This window comes from Mesorhizobium sp. M1365 (assembly GCF_040317865.1).
In the GTDB taxonomy this organism is placed as follows: Bacteria; Pseudomonadota; Alphaproteobacteria; order Rhizobiales; family Rhizobiaceae; genus Mesorhizobium.
The window spans coordinates 1-16991 of record NZ_JAMYLG010000027.1 but is presented as its reverse complement, the minus strand read 5'-3'; the positions used below and the strand labels follow the sequence as shown (position 1 = coordinate 16991).

The 16991-nt window shown below is 60.1% G+C and carries 18 protein-coding genes; 6 read left to right on the top strand and 12 right to left on the bottom strand.

The genetic code is table 11. The features are described 5' to 3' along the window. Window positions 1-17: 17 nt before the first annotated feature. Window positions 18-902 (bottom strand): NmrA/HSCARG family protein, encoded by an 885-nt coding sequence (locus NKH04_RS23450; protein WP_353045045.1) that lies wholly within the window; start codon window positions 900-902, stop codon window positions 18-20. A 127-nt stretch (window positions 903-1029) separates the two neighbouring features. Between NKH04_RS23450 and NKH04_RS23445 the strand changes: the two genes are divergently transcribed. Then, window positions 1030-1923 (top strand): LysR family transcriptional regulator, encoded by an 894-nt coding sequence (locus NKH04_RS23445; RefSeq protein ID WP_352472770.1) that lies wholly within the window; start codon window positions 1030-1032, stop codon window positions 1921-1923. A 140-nt stretch (window positions 1924-2063) separates the two neighbouring features. On the opposite strand, the gene NKH04_RS23440 is transcribed toward NKH04_RS23445, so the two are convergent. Further along, entirely contained in the window at window positions 2064-3659 is a 1596-nt protein-coding gene (locus NKH04_RS23440; RefSeq protein WP_352970542.1) for a DEAD/DEAH box helicase, read from the bottom strand. A gap of 347 nt (window positions 3660-4006) precedes the next feature. Between NKH04_RS23440 and NKH04_RS23435 the strand changes: the two genes are divergently transcribed. Next, window positions 4007-4660, top strand: coding sequence for an outer membrane protein (locus NKH04_RS23435; protein WP_352451078.1), 654 nt, complete (start codon window positions 4007-4009; stop codon window positions 4658-4660). An 81-nt stretch (window positions 4661-4741) separates the two neighbouring features. Here NKH04_RS23435 and NKH04_RS23430 read toward each other — a convergent pair whose 3' ends face one another. The 6 genes from NKH04_RS23430 to NKH04_RS23405 all read right to left on the bottom strand — a co-directional run bounded on the left by NKH04_RS23430 (window position 4742) and on the right by NKH04_RS23405 (window position 10549). Next, window positions 4742-5515 (bottom strand): NAD kinase, encoded by a 774-nt coding sequence (locus NKH04_RS23430; protein WP_023679915.1) that lies wholly within the window; start codon window positions 5513-5515, stop codon window positions 4742-4744. A 461-nt stretch (window positions 5516-5976) separates the two neighbouring features. Then, the gene (locus tag NKH04_RS23425; protein ID WP_352970545.1) at window positions 5977-6738 is read right to left on the bottom strand and encodes an MBL fold metallo-hydrolase; all 762 of its coding nucleotides are present in this window, start codon (window positions 6736-6738) and stop codon (window positions 5977-5979) included. After that, window positions 6735-7805 (bottom strand): ABC transporter ATP-binding protein, encoded by a 1071-nt coding sequence (locus NKH04_RS23420; RefSeq protein ID WP_352835930.1) that lies wholly within the window; start codon window positions 7803-7805, stop codon window positions 6735-6737. Before NKH04_RS23420 ends, NKH04_RS23425 begins: the two co-directional genes overlap by 4 nt. Next, window positions 7802-8584, bottom strand: coding sequence for an ABC transporter permease (locus tag NKH04_RS23415; RefSeq protein ID WP_352451075.1), 783 nt, complete (start codon window positions 8582-8584; stop codon window positions 7802-7804). The genes NKH04_RS23420 and NKH04_RS23415 overlap by 4 nt, the downstream gene beginning before the upstream one ends. Before the next feature lie 2 nt (window positions 8585-8586). Further along, window positions 8587-9429: an ABC transporter permease gene (locus NKH04_RS23410; RefSeq protein ID WP_352472776.1), complete on the bottom strand. Its 843-nt coding sequence runs from the start codon at window positions 9427-9429 to the stop codon at window positions 8587-8589. A gap of 13 nt (window positions 9430-9442) precedes the next feature. Further along, window positions 9443-10549: a polyamine ABC transporter substrate-binding protein gene (locus tag NKH04_RS23405; protein ID WP_352970549.1), complete on the bottom strand. Its 1107-nt coding sequence runs from the start codon at window positions 10547-10549 to the stop codon at window positions 9443-9445. A 90-nt stretch (window positions 10550-10639) separates the two neighbouring features. On the opposite strand from NKH04_RS23405, the gene NKH04_RS23400 reads away from it, so the two are divergent. Next, the gene (locus tag NKH04_RS23400; RefSeq protein WP_352702335.1) at window positions 10640-11254 is read left to right on the top strand and encodes a TetR/AcrR family transcriptional regulator; all 615 of its coding nucleotides are present in this window, start codon (window positions 10640-10642) and stop codon (window positions 11252-11254) included. Between the two features lie 55 nt (window positions 11255-11309). On the opposite strand, the gene NKH04_RS23395 is transcribed toward NKH04_RS23400, so the two are convergent. Both NKH04_RS23395 and NKH04_RS23390 read right to left on the bottom strand, forming a co-directional pair. Next, on the bottom strand, window positions 11310-11510 hold the full coding sequence (locus tag NKH04_RS23395; protein WP_352457462.1) for a DUF2905 domain-containing protein: 201 nt from the start codon (window positions 11508-11510) through the stop codon (window positions 11310-11312). Between the two features lie 48 nt (window positions 11511-11558). After that, window positions 11559-12197, bottom strand: a complete 639-nt coding sequence (locus tag NKH04_RS23390; RefSeq protein WP_352472779.1) for a cupin domain-containing protein — start codon at window positions 12195-12197, stop codon at window positions 11559-11561. Here NKH04_RS23390 and NKH04_RS23385 point away from each other — a divergent pair. Next, the gene (locus NKH04_RS23385) at window positions 12196-12582 is read left to right on the top strand and encodes a hypothetical protein (protein WP_352970552.1); all 387 of its coding nucleotides are present in this window, start codon (window positions 12196-12198) and stop codon (window positions 12580-12582) included. The two genes, NKH04_RS23390 and NKH04_RS23385, sit on opposite strands and share 2 nt — an antisense overlap. A 207-nt stretch (window positions 12583-12789) precedes the next feature. On the opposite strand, the gene NKH04_RS23380 is transcribed toward NKH04_RS23385, so the two are convergent. After that, window positions 12790-13029, bottom strand: a complete 240-nt coding sequence (locus NKH04_RS23380; protein ID WP_352541361.1) for a hypothetical protein — start codon at window positions 13027-13029, stop codon at window positions 12790-12792. A 408-nt stretch (window positions 13030-13437) separates the two neighbouring features. Further along, window positions 13438-14523 (bottom strand): hypothetical protein, encoded by a 1086-nt coding sequence (locus NKH04_RS23375; protein ID WP_353045044.1) that lies wholly within the window; start codon window positions 14521-14523, stop codon window positions 13438-13440. 177 nt (window positions 14524-14700) lie between these two features. On the opposite strand from NKH04_RS23375, the gene NKH04_RS23370 reads away from it, so the two are divergent. Then, on the top strand, window positions 14701-16266 hold the full coding sequence (locus NKH04_RS23370; RefSeq protein WP_352970556.1) for a hypothetical protein: 1566 nt from the start codon (window positions 14701-14703) through the stop codon (window positions 16264-16266). Window positions 16267-16444: 178 nt separating this feature from the next. Continuing rightward, a partial coding sequence (locus NKH04_RS23365; protein ID WP_353045043.1) for a helix-turn-helix domain-containing protein occupies window positions 16445-16991 on the top strand: 547 nt, incomplete at its 3' end.

The window sequence follows — 16991 nt, the reverse complement described above, 5'->3', positions numbered from 1 at the left end:
CGTTATTGTGAGGACGATCAGGCGGCATATGCCGTCTGCAGCGCCAATTCCTGAATGAAGCTTCGCAGCGAACGCGGCTCGCGGCCAAGCACGGCACGCAACGTCAGGCTGTTTCCGCCGAGGCCGTATTTGGCGTAGTGGCTGTGTACTTTGGCCAGCATCTGCAACTGCCGGTCGGTATAGGGAAGGCGGGCCTTCGCCGCCCAGTCCTGAAATGTCGGCTCGCCCGCCGAAACCGGCCGGCCAAGCGCTTCGCTCATCATGGCGACGACCTCTTCGCGGCTGTGCATACCGTCGGCGCACAGCTCGAGGGTCGCATAGGACAAACGCGCTTCGGTCAGTGCGATTGCCGCCACTTCAGCCACATCGCGATAGTCGACGCGGGCGAGCTTCGCCGTCCTTGGAAACGGCTCGGCGAAAACGCCGTGCTCGACGACGGACGGCCAGGCCGGCGCGATATTTTGCATGAAATTGGCCGGGTGCAGAATGGTGTACTCCATGTTCGTCGAATAGAGGGCAGCTTCAACGGGTACCTTGCTTGCATGGTTTTCCAGCCTCGTATTGGTCGGCTGGATCACCGACGAAAAGACGAACTTTCGAACGCCTGCTCGCGCCGCCGCCTCAACCATGGCAACCCCCATGGCGGCTTCGTCGGGAGCAAAGGCCGGTCCGATGTGAAAGAGACCGTCGACACCTTTCACGGCCTGCTCAAGGCTCCGATGGTTGCGCAGATCTCCGATCGCGATCTCGGATGCGCCGGCTTTCCGGGCTTTTTCGGCACTCGCGGCGTCACGAACAAGCGCTCGAACCCTGGCATTGCGGCGGACGAGTTCAGGCACCACCAAACCGGCAACGCGGCCTGCGGCGCCTACGACCAGGACCGTTGGACTGGGTGTTCGCATGACGATCTCCTTCCTTCGAGTCTGCCTTTCGGCCTGTGCAGGGAAGATAAAATCTAGCGAACTTCGTTACAATTGATCGATTTTGCGATAGGTTCTCCCGATTTTCGGTAGAAAGGAGCGATGAGCGATGAGCCGGATAGATGATTTCGAAGCCTTCATTGCCATTGTCGAGCATGGCAGTCTGACGGCTGCCGCACGCCGGCTGAACCGCTCACTGCAGTCGGTCAGCCGGTCCCTGGCGACATTGGAGGAATCAATCGGGGTCGAGCTTCTGCACAGGACGACACGCCGCTCGACGCCGAGCGAAGCCGGAGCGGCCTTTTTCCAGCGCATCAAACCCGCCGTCGAGGAAATTAACGAAGCCAGGCTTCAGGCGGCCAATCGACGGTCGGAGCCATGGGGCATCCTGCGTGTCAGTGCCCCGGTTCTGTTCGGCCCGGACTTCCTCGTGCCGGTCATCGCCGATTATATGCGGACATATCCCCGGGTCGAGGTTGACCTCCAGCTTTCCGATGAATTTGTCGATCTCGATGCCGAGCGCCTCGATTTGGCTGTCCGAATCGGCAATTTGCCGGATTCCAATTTACGTGCGAAGCGCCTGGGCGCGCTGCGGCGCGTGGTGTTCGGCGCACCTGCCTACTTCCAGCAACACGGCCGACCGGCCCATCCGCTCGAATTGCGTGAGCATCAATGCATCGTACGAACCGTCGACGGCCGCCCAGGCGAATGGATGTTTCAGATTGAAGGCAAGCCCCGGCCGGTGAAGGTCGCGGGTACCTTCCGGTCGAATTTGATGATATCGATCTATGCGGCCGCGGTTCACGGATTGGGTCTGGGCTACTCGCCGCTTTGGCAGGTAAAGCACCTGGTGGACGATGGCCGCCTGGAACTGGTTCTAACCGAATTCGAGCCGGTGCCGGTGCCGATACACGCCGTGTGGCCGGAAGGCAGGTCGTCCTCAGCCAAAGTTCGCGCTTTTCTGGACCTGCTGGCATCCCGCCTGGAACTCAGGGATCTTTAGCTACATAGCGAGCCTAGCGGCATACGGATCGCCGGCAGCACCAAAATCGACCGCCTCGCAGCAACGCCACAAGATTACCGAGAGCAGTACTTCTCAAAAGAGGGTGCTTCGCGCGTCGGCGGGGCCGCGCGCGAGCCGTGTCAGACCTTGGCGACGATCCGCATGAAGGCCGGCATGTCGTCGCCGAAGCCGACGGTCGCGTCATTGTCTTCCTGGCGCTGGCGGGCAGGGCGCTCGCGCTGCGGCCTGGTGTCGCCCCGTTCCGGCGCGCGCCGTTCGTTGCGATCGGGCGAAGCCTTGCGTTCAGGTGAAGCCTGGCGCTCGCTGTTTTCCGAGCGGATCGCCTCTTTGCGGGTACGCCGCTCGTCGATGTCGGCGACGGTGGCCTCGGCCACGACCGGCTGTTCTTCGCTAACTGCTTCCGGCGCTGCTTCTTCGCTGCGCCTGGCGTGGCGTTCACGCGGTTTGCGCTCGCCCCTGTCCTTGGCGTCGTCCTTGCGGCCGGCACGGCGTGGCGCACCGCGGCCACGGCGCGGGGCCTCATCCTCGCCGCCTTCGCTGGCAACGACCGTCGACAAATCGCCGTCATGCCACTCGATCTTCGTGCCGATCAGCCGCTCGATGGCGTCGATGTATTTGGTGTCCGACTTGGTCGCGATGGTGAAGGATTTGCCCGAGCGCCCGGCGCGGCCGGTACGGCCGATGCGGTGGACGTAATCCTCCGCGTGGATCGGCACGTCGTAATTGAAGACATGGCTGACATCGGGAATGTCGAGGCCGCGCGCCGCGACATCCGAAGCAACGAGGTAGCGCAGCTTGCCGTCACGGAAATTGGCCAGCATCTGCATGCGCGCGCGCTGGTCCATGTCGCCGTGCAGGGCGCCGGCGTCGAAGTCATATTTCAGCAGCGAGCGGAACAGCTCCGATACCTCGATCTTGCGGTTGCAGAAGATGATGGCGTTCTTCAGCTCGGCATCCTCGGCTTTCATCAGATTGCGCAGCGTCTCGCGCTTGTCCCAGGGTTTCGGGCCGGATTTCACCAGCCGCTGGGTGATGTTGGTGGCGGCCGATGCTGCCTTCGACACTTCGACGCGCACCGGTGCGTGCAGGAATTTCTCGGTGAGCTTGGTGATTTCCGGTGGCATCGTCGCCGAGAAGAACAGCGTCTGCCTGGTGAACGGAATCATCTCGCAGATACGCTCGATGTCGGGGATGAAGCCCATGTCGAGCATGCGGTCGGCCTCGTCGATGACGAGGATCTCGACGCCGTTGAGCAGGAGCTTGCCGCGCTCGCGATGGTCGAGCAGGCGGCCGGGGGTCGCGATCAGCACATCGGCGCCGCGCTCGAGCTTCTTGTCCTGCTCGTCGAAGGACACGCCGCCGATCAGCAGTGCGATGTTGAGCTTGTGGTTCTTGCCGTATTTGACGAAGTTTTCCTCGACCTGCGCGGCGAGCTCGCGCGTCGGCTCGAGGATCAGCGTGCGCGGCATGCGCGCGCGGGCGCGGCCCTTTTCCAGCCGGGTGAGCATCGGCAGGACGAAGGACGCCGTCTTGCCGGTGCCGGTCTGGGCAATGCCCAGCACGTCCTTGCCGAGCAAGGCGTGCGGGATAGCACCAGCCTGGATCGGCGTCGGCTCGGTGTAGCCGGCATCGGTAACTGCGGAAAGGACCTTCGGCGACAGGCCGAGGTCTGCGAAGGTCAACGCTTCTTGAGCGATCTGGGTGTCTGAGGACAAGTTTGGCTGTCTTTGGCTGGTTCGGGGGCGCAACATATGCAGTCGCGGCAAGCGCCGCGCGCCTGCAAGATCGGTACTGCAGGTAGGCGCAAGCCCACGATTTGTCAACACAAACGGGCGGCATTGGCGCGATTGTGAAGCCGTAAGCTTAATCGCGATGGTTACCGCTCGTCGATGGCCTGCTGTTCAGCAAGGCGAGATTCTCGCACCAGCGCAGGTGTTGCAGATCAGCAACGCCAGGGTGCATTCATTCTGACCACACGCCAAAGTATCATTTGAGATTTGAAATAACTCAGAAAACTAGCCACAAACGATTCATCCATTTTCTTGGCTAAGGGGGCCACATTATGAAGAAAGCTTTTCTCTCCGCTGCGTTTCTGGCAGCGGCCTTGACTCCGGCGATCGCGGCCGATGTCGTGGAGTTGCCGGTCGCATCAACGTATAATTGGACGGGCCTCTATCTAGGCGCACATGTCGGCGGTGGCAGCAGCAAAGTAGACTGGGAATATACTGGTGGCGGGACGGCTGATCATGATGGCAGCGGCGCCCTGGGCGGCGTCCAGGCCGGTTACAATTTCCAGAGCGGAAATATAGTCTATGGCGTCGAGGCGGACATCTCGGCCGCCCATATCGATGGCGGCACGGACTGTCCGAACCCCACCTTCTCTTGCGATTCCGATGTAAAGATGCTCGGATCGCTGCGTGGCCGAATTGGCTATGCGATGGATAGGCTGCTGATCTACGGTACCGGCGGTCTCGGCTTCGGCAGGGTTGAGATTAGCACAAGCGGTCCGATCGGGACCAACGGCACCTCGAAAACCAGAGCAGGCTGGACCCTGGGCGCGGGCCTGGAATATGCCTTTACCGATCACTGGTCGCTTAAGGGCGAATACAAATATTTCGATCTGGGCAAGAGCGATTATACAGTCGACACCGGCCTGAATGTCGAAGCAAAGGTCCGCATACACACCGGAGTCATCGGCTTGAATTACAAGTTCTGATCGCAACGATCGGCCGCCGCAACACTTGTGTTGTCAAATAGGAACCCGGCCTCGTGCCGGGTTTTTATTTGCACGGTCTGTTCAATACCTGAACTGTTCGGCGAGAATGCGCTCGTTCCACGAATGGTTGGGATCGAACAGCAGCGTCGCCGTTGCCGTCGGCGATTCCCTCACCGTGACCGTCGTCACCGCCTTGACCTCGGTGTGGTCGGCGGCGGCGTTCACCGGCCGCTTTTCCGGCTCCAGAATGTCGAAACGCACGATCGCCTTGTTGGAGAGCAGCGCGCCGCGCCAGCGGCGCGGACGAAACGGGCTGACCGGGGTCAGCGCCAGCAGCGGAGCGTCGAGCGGCAGGATCGGCCCGTGCGCCGACAGATTATATGCGGTCGAGCCGGCCGGCGTCGCAATCATCACGCCGTCGCAGTGCAATTCCTCCAGCCGCTCTTGCCCATCCACGGTGATGCGGATCTTGGCCGTCTGGTACGACTGGCGCCAAAGCGCGACCTCGTTGATCGCGAGCGCCGAAATCGTCTCGCCTTCGGCCGTCACCGCCTGCATCTCCAGCGGACGGATCGTTTCGGCAACGGCCGCCGCGATGCGCCCGGTCAAGCCGCTGGCGCGGTATTCGTTCATCAGAAAACCGATGGTGCCACGGTTCATGCCGTAGACCTTCTTTCCCGTGCTCATCGTCTCACGCAGGGTCTGCAGCAGAAAGCCGTCGCCGCCGAGCGCCACGACGATCCCGGCTTCTTCGACGGAGGCCTGGCCGTAACGCGCAGAGAGGCTTTCCAGCGCTGCATTGGCGTCGGCTGTACCGGATGAGACGAAGGCGAAACGGCTGGCGGTTTTGCTCATGGCTCTCAACGACAACCGATTGGCGACGACCGTCTGGCGACCGATTGGCGGCGACCGGTTGCTGGGCCGCGCCAGCGCCGGGTTAGCATGGGTGGGCATTTCTGCAAAGGGAGGGAGGTGCCTGGAGATGGCGACCAAACAAGCCGCACTCGCGCATCATGTCGGAGGACAAAATGATGTGATGGTTAAGACTCGCCTTAAACTCTCGTAAAGCCATATCGATCATGTTAGCCGGCAGCGGACGGGCGGCGTGGGGGCTAACCAGTCGAGGCCGATCTATTGCCGCTGGCACGCTTGATTATTGTCTTCCTGATGCTGGCAAGTTTTGCCCTGGCTTTCGCGGAACTGGTGCGCCAGGCGGAGGAAAAGAGCTTTAGACCCGAGCCCACGGCCTCGCGCTGCGGCGACGCGGCGGGGACACCCTGTCCGCAAAGGGCGCTTTGACGCCACAGCGCCAGTGCTTATCGGGCTTGCAACAGATGGCAGCCGGCCTGGCGCTTTTGCGCGAGATACTCGTCGACAAGCTGGCGATAGCGGACTTTGCCGAAGCTCGGGAAATGGCCGCCGTGCACGACCGAGACATCGAGATCGCGCATGCGCAGCAGCGTTTCGACATAATCGTCGATATCGGAGTGATAGACGTCGTCGATCAGCGGGCCGTCATAGATGATGTCGCCGGAAAACAGGATGCCCGTCCTGTTTTCGTAGAGCGCAATGCCGCCGGGTGAATGGCCGGGCGTGTGGATGACCTCGAAGGCACGGTCGCCGAGATCGACCATGTCGCCTTGCTCGAGCAACCGGCCGGCTGGTGCGGGCAGGATCTGGTAGCGCTTGGTGTCCCAGCCTTGCGGCATGCCGTCGAACATCTCGTCAGTGGCATAGCGGTCGGCAACCGTCCATTCGTTGCGTGGATCGGCGAGGATTTCGGCCTCGGCCGGGTGCACGCAGCGGTCGGGAAATTCGTGATGGCAGCCGATATGATCGAAATGGGTGTGACTGGCCACGCAGGTGAGCTTGCGCTCCGTGACCAGCGGCACGTGGCGGCGCAGGCTGAAATGGCCGAGGCCGGTATCGAACAGAAGATCGCGGTCGCGGCCGCGCACATGCCAGATGTTGCAGCGGAAGAACGGCTTGATCCACGGCTCGTGGATCAGCGTCACGCCATCGCCCATGCGGATACTTTCGTACCAGTCAGGAGCGTCGATGATTGGAAGCGTGCTCATGTTTGGTCCGCAAGCAGGATGATGTCGCCAGCATCGCACGATACCGCGACAACGTCGCCCGGCTGGACGGCCGATGCGGCCGCGACCTTGGCGATGAAGTGCAGCGCCGGGTCGGTCGTGGAGGTCCCCAGCACACGCTTGAAGCTGCCCTGGAAGACGACGTCGCTGACCTTGACCATGCCAAGCGCCACAGCACCGCCTGCAGCGCCGAGAACAAGATGCTCCGGGCGGATGGCCAGCGCAACGGCCAAGCCGGGCGGCAATGTGCCGGGCAGCGAGAGCGACCCAAGCTTCGTGGTGACGGCGATTTTGCCGCTCTTCGCCTCGGTCACCGTTCCCGATATCAGCGTGCTTTCGCCCATGAAAGTCGCGGAAAAGCGCGTCGCTGGCCGGGCATAGACGCGCTCGGGCGGTCCTTCGTCCTCGATGCGCCCGTCATTCATCACCACGCAATGATCGGCCAGCGCCATCGCCTCTTCCTGATCGTGAGTGACGTGGATGAAGGCGGTGCCGACGCGTTTCTGGATCGCCTTCAACTCGTCCTGCATCTGCCGGCGCAATTTCAGGTCGAGCGCGCCGAGCGGCTCGTCGAGCAACAGCACCGCCGGCTCGACCACCAGGGCGCGCGCCAGTGCCACGCGCTGCCGCTGACCGCCGGAAAGCTGGTGCGGCTTCTTGTCGAAGGCAGTGGCCAGCCCAACCAGCGCCAGCGCCTCGCGCGCCCTTGCTGCCCGGGTTGCGGCATCGACACCCCGCATGCGCAGGCCGAAGCCGACATTGCTGCCGACGCTCATATGCGGAAACAGCGCGTAGTCCTGGAACACGGTCGTCGTCGGCCGCTTCGCCGGTGGCACGGCAGTGCAGTCCTCGCCGCGGATCAGCACCTTGCCTTCGCTCGGCGTGACGAAGCCGCCGAGGATGGACAGAAGCGTCGTCTTGCCGGACCCGGACGGCCCGAGCAGGATCGTGTAGCTGCCAGGCTCGATCGTCAGCGAGACGTTCTTCAGCACGGTATGCTGGCCGAAGCGATGCGAGACGGAGCTTATATCGACCAGTGGCGCACTCATGCCGGCTTCCTCCGCAACAGCATCAGCTCGAACAATACCACCAGCACGATGGAGACGGCGAAGACCAGCGAGCCGACGGCGTTGGTCTTGGGATTGAGGCCGGAGCGCAGCAGGTTCCAGATCTCGACCGGCAGCGTCGTATCGAAGCGCGTCAACAGGAACGAGATGACGAATTCGTCCCAGGAGAAGGTCATCGACAGAAAGAAACCGGCGAAGATCGCCGGTGCCATGACAGGCACGGTGATCAGCAGCAGCACCTTCCATTCGGGCGCGCCGAGGTCGCGCGCGGCGCGCTCGATGTTGATCTGGTGGTCGCCCATCTGGCTGTAGACGATGGCAAAGCAGAGCGGCAGGTTGATCACCACGTGGCCGATGCCGGCGGCAATGAGCGACTTCGGCACGCCGGCCCAGTTGAACAGCACCAGCAGCCCCATGCCGATGATGAGATAGCTGACGGTCAGTGGCAAGGTGATCAGCCCGCGCATCAGGCCCGAGCCCGGCAAAGCGAAGCGCGCAAAACCCCAGGCGGAGAGAAAGCCCAACGTGACGGCGGCAGCCGAGGAGACGACCGCCACCAGCAGCGAATTGACCAGAGCCGAAGTCAGCCGCGTGTCGGCGAGCACGGCCTCGTACCAGCGCAGCGACGGTCCGGTGAAGGGCGGGATCGGAAACGACGTTGCCTGCAGCGAAAACAGCACCAGAACGATGACCGGTAGAAAGATGAAGCCGTAGATTGCGATGGCGTAAAGGCCGGAGACGAGGCGGATGAGCGCGCGCATGGTCAGGCCCGCTCGATCTTCAGCCAGCGGGAGCAGGCGAGATAGGCAATGGTGACCACCGCCATCAGGATGATCGACAACGCCGAAGCGAGCGGAAAGTCGCCGCGCCGGCCGATCTGCATCATGACGAGCTGCGGCATCAAAAGCTCGTTGTTGCCGCCGAGGATCTGCGGCGTGATGTAGTCGCCGATGCACAGCACGAAGGTGAGGAAGGCGCCGACCATGATACCGGGGAGCGTCAGCGGCAGAACGACATGCAGGAAAGTCCGAACCGGCCCGGCGCCGAGGTCGGCGGCGGCCTTGCGATAGCTGGGGCTGAGCTGCTTCAGATTGGCGAAGATCGTCAGCGTCAACAGCATGACGAAGAAATGCACGAAGCCGATGACGGTGGCCAGCCGCGTATTGGCGAGCTGCAGCGGTTCGCTGAACAGGCCGGAGCCGGTCAACGCATGGTTGACGACGCCGTTCTGCGCCAGCACCAGCAGCCACGAATAGGAGCGCACGACATAGGAGGTCCAGAACGGCAGCACTGCCAGCATCAGCGCCAGCCGCTGCCAGCGCTCCGGCACCTGCTCGGCCAGGATCCAGGCAAAAGGATAGGCGAGCAGCACGGAGATCACGGTGACGATCGCTGTGACCTGCAGCGAGTTCACCATCGCCTGCCAGTAGGACGGATTGGCAAAGAACTGGCTGTAGTTGGACAGCGTGAAGCCGCCGCCTTCATGTGCCGTCAGGCTGGATACCGCCATGGCGACGAAGGGCAGCACGAAGAACAGCAGCGTCCAGCCGAGCGCCGGCGTGACCAGCGCCCAGGGCAGGGCACGCCCACTGTTGACGGCGTTCACGACCGGCAGCCGGTCATTGCGCCTGCAGCATTTCGGTCCAGACGTCCTGCATCTTCTTGTCGAGGTCGGCGTTCGGCGCAGGATAGGACTGGGCGCGGGCGAGGAATTCCGGCTGCTCGTCAAAGCGCAGGATCTTCTTCTGCTCGTCGCTCAACGCCGCCTTGCTGTTGGCCGGCATGCCCCAATAGCAGGACGAGGTGGCGAGCCGCGCCTGGCCTTCGGGGCTCATAATGTGCTGGATGAATTTAAGCGCCAGCTCCTTGTTCTTGGAATCCTTGAACATTGCCAGCGACTGCGACCACAGCACGGCGCCTTCTTTCGGGATAGAGAAGTCCAGGGCAGGGTTTTCCTTGGCCAGCCCCGCCGTCACCCATTCGCCGCCGCCGACCAGAATGTCGACCTCGCCGGTCGCCAGCGCCGTCTGGCTGGCGGTCACTTCGCCGACCAGCTTGGCGTTGGCCTTCATTTTGAGCAACTCTTCCTTGATGGCGGGAAGGTCGGCTTCGGTCAGGTCGGCGGTCTTTTTGCCGATCGCCAGTGCGGCCATGCCGATGACCGGCAGGTAATAATCGTAGATGGCGATCTTGCCCTTGTATTTGTCGCCGGTCAGCGCCGCCATCGTCTGCATGTCGGCCGGGTCGACCTTAGTCTTGTTGTAGCCGATCGTGTTGTAGCCGAACTTTTCGGTGATGCCGTAACGCTTGCCGTCAACGACGGTGGAGCTGTCCATCTTCACCTGCGGAAACAGATCGGCCAGCGGCAGCTTGTCTTCCGGCAGCGGCTCGAACAGGCCTTTTTCGACGCCGCGCGGTATGTCGATGCTGTCGATCACCATCACGTCCCAGTCGCCGGGCTGCGATTGTTCGACGATCGCCAGGCCGGCGCCCGTGCCTTCAAACTCCTTGACATTGACCTTGACGCCGTTCGCTTCCTCGAACGGCTGCAGCAGCGCCGGATCGGCGTGATCGCACCAGATCAGCGCGTTGAGATCCTGCGCCTGAGCGAGGCTGCCCGCCGCCAGCAGCAGTGCTGCCGCGGCACACGCGCCTTGGAGATGGCTCTTCAGAACGGAAAGCGGATTCCTGACGGTTGGATTGGGGGTCTTTGGATTGACGGACATCGAGTGTTCTCCCTTGCCTTTTTGGCTTGTAGAAAAAATTGAACCAATTCTAGAATTGAGTCAATTCTGATTTTGTGGCAAACAGCCGTTATGAGCGGATTGCGGGCAAGGCAGAAGGCGGATCGGCACCGCCGCATCATCGAGGCGGCGGCGGCGCTTTTCCGCGATGCCGGTTATGAAGGCGCCAAGATCGAGACCATCGCGGCGCAGGCCGAAGTCTCGGTCGGCACCATCTACAATTACTACCAGAACAAGGGCGACATCCTCGGCGCCATCGTCTCGATGGAGGTCAATGAGGTGCTGAATGCCGGGCGCGGCGTCGTCGCCAACCCGCCGGCCAATGTCGGCGACGCTCTCGATACGCTGCTCGGCATCTATATCGAGCACTCGCTGCATTATCTCAGCAAGGAGATGTGGCGGCAGGCGATGGCGATCTCGACGCAGCTGCCCGACAGCCCGTTCGGCCAGGCTTATACCGGGCTGGACCGCGCCCTGACCGAGCAGATCCGCGCGCTGATCGTCCGCCTGCAGGCGCTCGGGCTGGTGCGTCGCGACATCGACGGGCCGGCACTCGGCGAACTCATCTTCAACAACATGAACATGATGTTCATCGAATTCGTGAAGCGCGAGGAGGCGAGGATTGCCGAGTTGCGGGCGGCGATACGACGGCAGAACCGGATTTTGGTGGCGGCGATCGGAGTGTAAGAAGATCAAGGGCGAGTTGAGCCTGCAACACAAATCGCCGCAGCCGGAGCATCGCCTACCGGTTGATCAGCCATAGAATGGCCGAGAGCACGATGCTGACCAGTATCCCCGTGGTGATAGGGACATAAAGCCTGAAGTTCTCACGCTCGATCACGATATCGCCGGGCAGCCTGCCAAGGCCGGTCCGAGCCAACCAAGGCCACAGCAGGCCTAAGGCGACTATGCTGAGACCAACGACGATCAGAGTTCGCGACATGGCAGCATCCAGCCGACAAAAATGCCGGGCGCCCAATATGGACCCCGATCATCCGGCTACTAGGCCTGCTCGAGCGAGGATTTCAGGAGCCGGCGTGACATGCCCGTGCGGCTTGCAGTAGTCCGGGTCGATCGCGCGATAGCCGAGCAGATGGCCGAGTGGCGCCAGGATCGCCAGCGCCACTCGCTGAATCGCAGGTGGCGGGTGCGTGAAGACGATCACGTCGGCAAATTCCCTGGCGATGACTGCTGCCTGAAGCGGCGAAGGTCTACCTTTTCTGTCCACCTTGCCGGCATTGGCCAGGCCGAAGAGCATGCCGATCAGCAGCTCGAAACGGTTCGGGTCGACATTGTCCGCACCTGGCGCCCGGTCGACTTCGACCAGGACATGCGCTTCTTCGGTTTTGCTGCTGTTCCACCAATCATGTGCGACGCCTGCTTCGACCGTGGCGGATTGGCCAGGCTCCAGGGACAAAGTCTTCCCGGCGATGCAAGCGTCGAGACGGCCACGGAGGACGGTAAACCGTTCCGTCAGGTTCGGGTGGAAGTGCTCGCCCACCACTGCGGCTCCCGGCCGGGCGGTCAGATGAGCGATGCCAGGTCCCTGGCCGCGGTCTTCTGTGCCACGCAGGATGACGGCATATTCGCCGGTCACCTTGTTCTCGTAGACATCTCCACAGTGTGACATGGATCAGCTCCGGGTTCAGAGCACCGGTGTCCAGCAACTTTATCGTCAACCGATTGATCGTTCAACGACGCTCGAACAGGCGATTGCGGAAACACCAGCTGCCGGCTCTTCGGCGACGCGGGCGATCAGCGCTCTATCGAACATGCTTGGGCGGCCGCGCACGCGGAAACGGCACGACCGTCAGTGGCGCCTTGCGGAATTCCGCGATGGCTATTTCTTCAATCAGCGCGTCGAGGACCTCGTTGACGCGTCGGCTCGTTTCATCTGCGCCGCAGAGGCGGTTTTGTGCGCACTCCAAAAGCTCGCGCGCCGCGGCGAAATCACTTCGCATGACAACACCCGTTGGTTTGGCCCGCCACGGGGCATTGTCGGCGCGCTTAATTGAGCGAGTGCTAATATACACAGGGGCAATTTAATCGAATGCTGTTAAATGGCCGGAGCCGGAGAGGGGCCGAAATGATGGCTGTAAGGGCTAGGCACTAATGGGCTCGGCGTCTCTTGGTATGAGATGCCAAAGCGCAATCTGGCGTCAGATTAAGCCGGCAATTTCACGCGACGTTTGTGGTTCCCGACGGGGACGGAACGCGTGGCCCTAAAACGTTCTTGGGCGGCTAAGATATTCTCTGGCGGCGGCAATCTGGCGCCGGTGCTCGCGCAGGAAGGCTGCGCCGAAACAAATGGCGAAGGCCAGTACGGAAAGGCTTGTCGTTGCTCTTGATGTTGGATCGGGGTCGGGACTTGTCAGCAAACGAAAACCGAACGCGAAGGCGAAGACGATAAGGCCGCCAAACATCCCGTTGATGAAGGGGGCGGTCGTGCGTTTCTGCTCCAACGGAAACTCCCATGGTTTCCGATGCAGTTATATGCGTTTGAATTGATGTGCCACCGCTCTTGACGGCCCGACCCTGTGGAAATCGGGGATGACCTGACGTCGATGCCCTTGAAGGCGGGAATCTAGAATACTGCATGGGGTCTATAACGCCAAGGACGCCAAGGGTTCATTCCATTTTGGCGAATAACGTCACATGGATGTTCGGACCTCAACGACACCAGCCGGCTGCGACAGCTTCTCCTCCAGGTATGAGCAGCAAACATTCAAAGAGCCGCTGGTACTGCTCAGCAAACGTGAATTCCTTGTAGTTTCAACAACTAACGATTGCCAAGACGCAAATGGGTGCGAGCAGGGGAATGGCAGGGGCAAAGTGCCGTCCAATGCACGTCCGTAAATCTGCTGTGAGAACTACCATCCGGGGCCGCCGCCACCGGCTTTATCGGACAGCAGTTTCACCGCCTCGCGCTCTTGTTGGTAAGGCAGAATTGCGTTGCGAGCCCCCAAGATAGCGGCAATCAACTCTTTCGTTTCGCCATCACCATCGGCCCCGTTGTCTTCCGTGTTTTCATCTGGCGGGGGAGGAGCGACGAAATCAATTTCTCCCCCGCTCTCTCCAAACCGGAGTAGTTTCTGAATGGCTTTGCCCAACGCGTTGGTTTTGTCCCCATCGACAGCGCCCGGCACCATGGCCGCAATCTGCGCCTCGATGCGCTTTTCGGCTCCTGCTCTCGCTTCGTTCCGGAGCCTATCAAATTCGGCTTCCATAGTTTTCGTCAGGATTTTCTGCTGTCGCAAGTTTTCCAGTGCTGCTTGAAGCGATAGCACCTCCTTGGCGGTGCTAGTGATGTGCTTCGCGATAGTCGCGAGAAGTCTGCTCAGAGCATACGTAACAGACAGGACCAGAATTACCGAACCCGTCGAGGCACCGATCACCTTGGCGTCTTCGGGTGCCTCTCCGCTCATCATCGCAACCCCGCGAACGATCTGATACCATTCGTCCGCCGACGTCTTCCAGTCCTTAATATTTCGGATTGACGCGTCATTTCGAAAGCCAATTCGAACCGTTATCCGTCCGTCCTCGTCGGATAGTTTTTCACGGTCAAGACCAAGCTGGTCGACGGCGGTCGCATATCCACTGAGCTTTTGACCTGCAGCGTTGATTGCTTCGATTGCATCGGCGACGTTTTGATTGGTCGTCGCGGGATCGTAGGCTTCGGCCCTCACTATGCTTCCGATCCACCGCGCTCCCTCAGGCCCTACCAACTCCTGCACTTTTAAGTCGCGCAAGAGCGCTAACTGCTGAAGGGACAACTGACCAATCGCCATCTCATTTAGGAATTGCACAAGTGCCGACAAGGGAGCCTCAATCGGTACTTTGCTCGGCTGACTAGCGTTGTTGCTGGTCGCGTTGTGCAGTTCGGTGTAAAGAGTCCTCAAGGGCTTAAGGTACGTTTTGTACCAACTCGCCAAATCATAAAGTTCGAATATGTTCACGAAGCCCCCATTCCGATTTCTTATTCACGTATAGCGGCATTTCTACATTGCCGGCTAGCGAGATCAACCGTCGTCCAAAGTCCAGCCTATATCAAAGATCGAAACCGATTGCAGGCGACCCGCCCGTTGCCCTAGTTCACTGCTTGAAAATAATTGTCTTCGCGAAAGACCTACGTCTTGGCAAAACAAACAAATAAAATTGATCCCGCGCTAGCGCTTCCAACGTTGAGAAGGCTTCTCTCCGAAACTGACGACGCGCACTTTTTGTGCATGATTTGGGCTGTCCACGCCATTCAAGACGGACGAAATAGCGGGGCCGCAAAATTTTTGAACTACCCGAAAGAGGCTGCTACACAAGATTTGGGCTCAACATACATGGCATTCCCTTGGGACCTTGAGACGCTCATCACTCTAGATTTTAATACTCCCAAAATCAGAATGCCAACTCGACCGTTGAACACACGTGAATTCAACACGGTCGCAGACATTGTAAACCTGCTTCGCTCAGTCGAAGACGACGAGACGCCGGGCAGGGTGGATGAAACCAACGTATTAATGGAGGTTCATCGCATTGGTCATAGGCAATTTGGTTGGCAACGGAGATTTGCTAGCGTTTCCGACATTTACCGGTACATATTCATTTACGGGCAGGGAGAGTGTGCCGATTACTTCGAAAAGATCTACTGTGTGACCATCGCTGACTTCTTTGCAGTTGCTTTCAGTTATTTCGCACATTTGATGCGGGGTCCATGGAGCCCACCAATTCATGACTTAAGTTTCTTGGGGATTTCGTCGGATGCAGTCGAAAAGAGTCTCAAACTCCTTTCCGCAGACATCTGGTCCGCTCGGCATGAATCGCGCCAACTTTTGAGTAAGTTCGAGGCCAGCGCCCGTTCAATTTTGCCTGTTATCTACCAACCTAGCCACCTGCGCATCAAACCTATCATCCGCCGGGATTTAGGCCTCCGGCAGCAATATATCGCGCCGCTGCCAGCGCTTATCATCCTGCGGGCCACTGTGGGCCTGTACTATGATCTCCAAGGCGGAGGCACCACTATTACCAACGAAGCTACGAAACGGTTCGAGGATTATGCCCGCCGATCGATCAGTGCGCATTGCCCAGGATTCGAATGCGCGCCGGCAGTGAAATACAGATACAAAAAGAACCCGGTCGAGACACCGGACATCCTTTTGATGCAGGCCGGGCGCATCGTCGCTGTCTTTGAATGCAAGGCCACTAAACTTACCTTTGAAGCTCAGTACGCCGACGATCCTGTAGAAAGCGCTAACGACGGCTATGCGCAGATCGCGAAGGCGATTTTTCAACTTTGGCGATTCTTTTCACATGTCCGACGAGGGATTATCAAATTCGACATCGATGCCGATGCTCCAGCGGTGGTTCTCACCATGGACGCGTGGACCCAGATGTCACGCCCACTCCGTGACCGGTTAATCACTGAGGCGAGGAAAATCTCTTATGAGAAAGAGCCTGATATGACCGATGAAGACAGGAGACATCCGATCTTTTGTCCCATCAGAGAGCTAGACGTTATGCTTACGCTCTCAAACGAAGAGCAACTGCTCGCAGCCTTCAGGGCTGGATGCGAACCATATTATCAAGGTTGGAGCATCGCCCAGGTGCGAGCAGACGCTGTGCCGACGCTCAAAGGGACAAAAAAATATGCGTTCGATCCGAGTGAACTGCTACCTTGGTGGGCAAAGAAGCTGGATGGTGCTGCTTGAAGGGGTAATCCGCCAGCCAAGAGGTAGTCGACTTTTACCCCTGACATTACCCGCAACTGCGTTTAGTGGCACCAATCAGATATCGGGACGTATCTAAGTAATTGCGCGGCCTGAGACATAGGTGACGTTTTGTACCGGACACATGGGTAACACTTTTGGCTTTTGGCCGGAGGTGTTGATGCCGTGGAGAGAGTGTTCGGTGATGGAGGAACGTCTACATTTCGTTGCCCGCCTTCTCGAGGGAGAAGGCATGAGCGATGTGTGCCGGGATTTCGGGATTTCGCGCAAGACTGGCTACAAGATCTTCAACCGCTATAGGGAGGAAGGGCTGGAGGCGCTTTGCGACCGCTCGCGGCGGCCGGTGAGGTACGCCAACCAGTTGCCCGAGCAGATCGAGCGGCTGATCGTCGAGACCAAGCGCGAGAAGCCGCATTGGGGCGCTCGCAAGATCAGGGAGTTGCTGGTCAGGAAGCTCGCCGGTGATGTGCGTATCCCGGCCAAAAGCACCGTGCATGCCGTGCTCGACCGTCACGGCCTTGTGAGCCAGGCCCGCAAGAGGAACCGGGCGAGCAAGGCCGTGGGCACGCCATTGTCGCAAGCCGCCGCCCCTAACGATCTGTGGTGCACCGACTTCAAGGGGGAGTTCAGGCTCGGCAACGGTAGCTACTGTTACCCCCTGACGGTCACCGACCAGATCTCGCGCTATGTGCTCGCCTGCGAAGCGC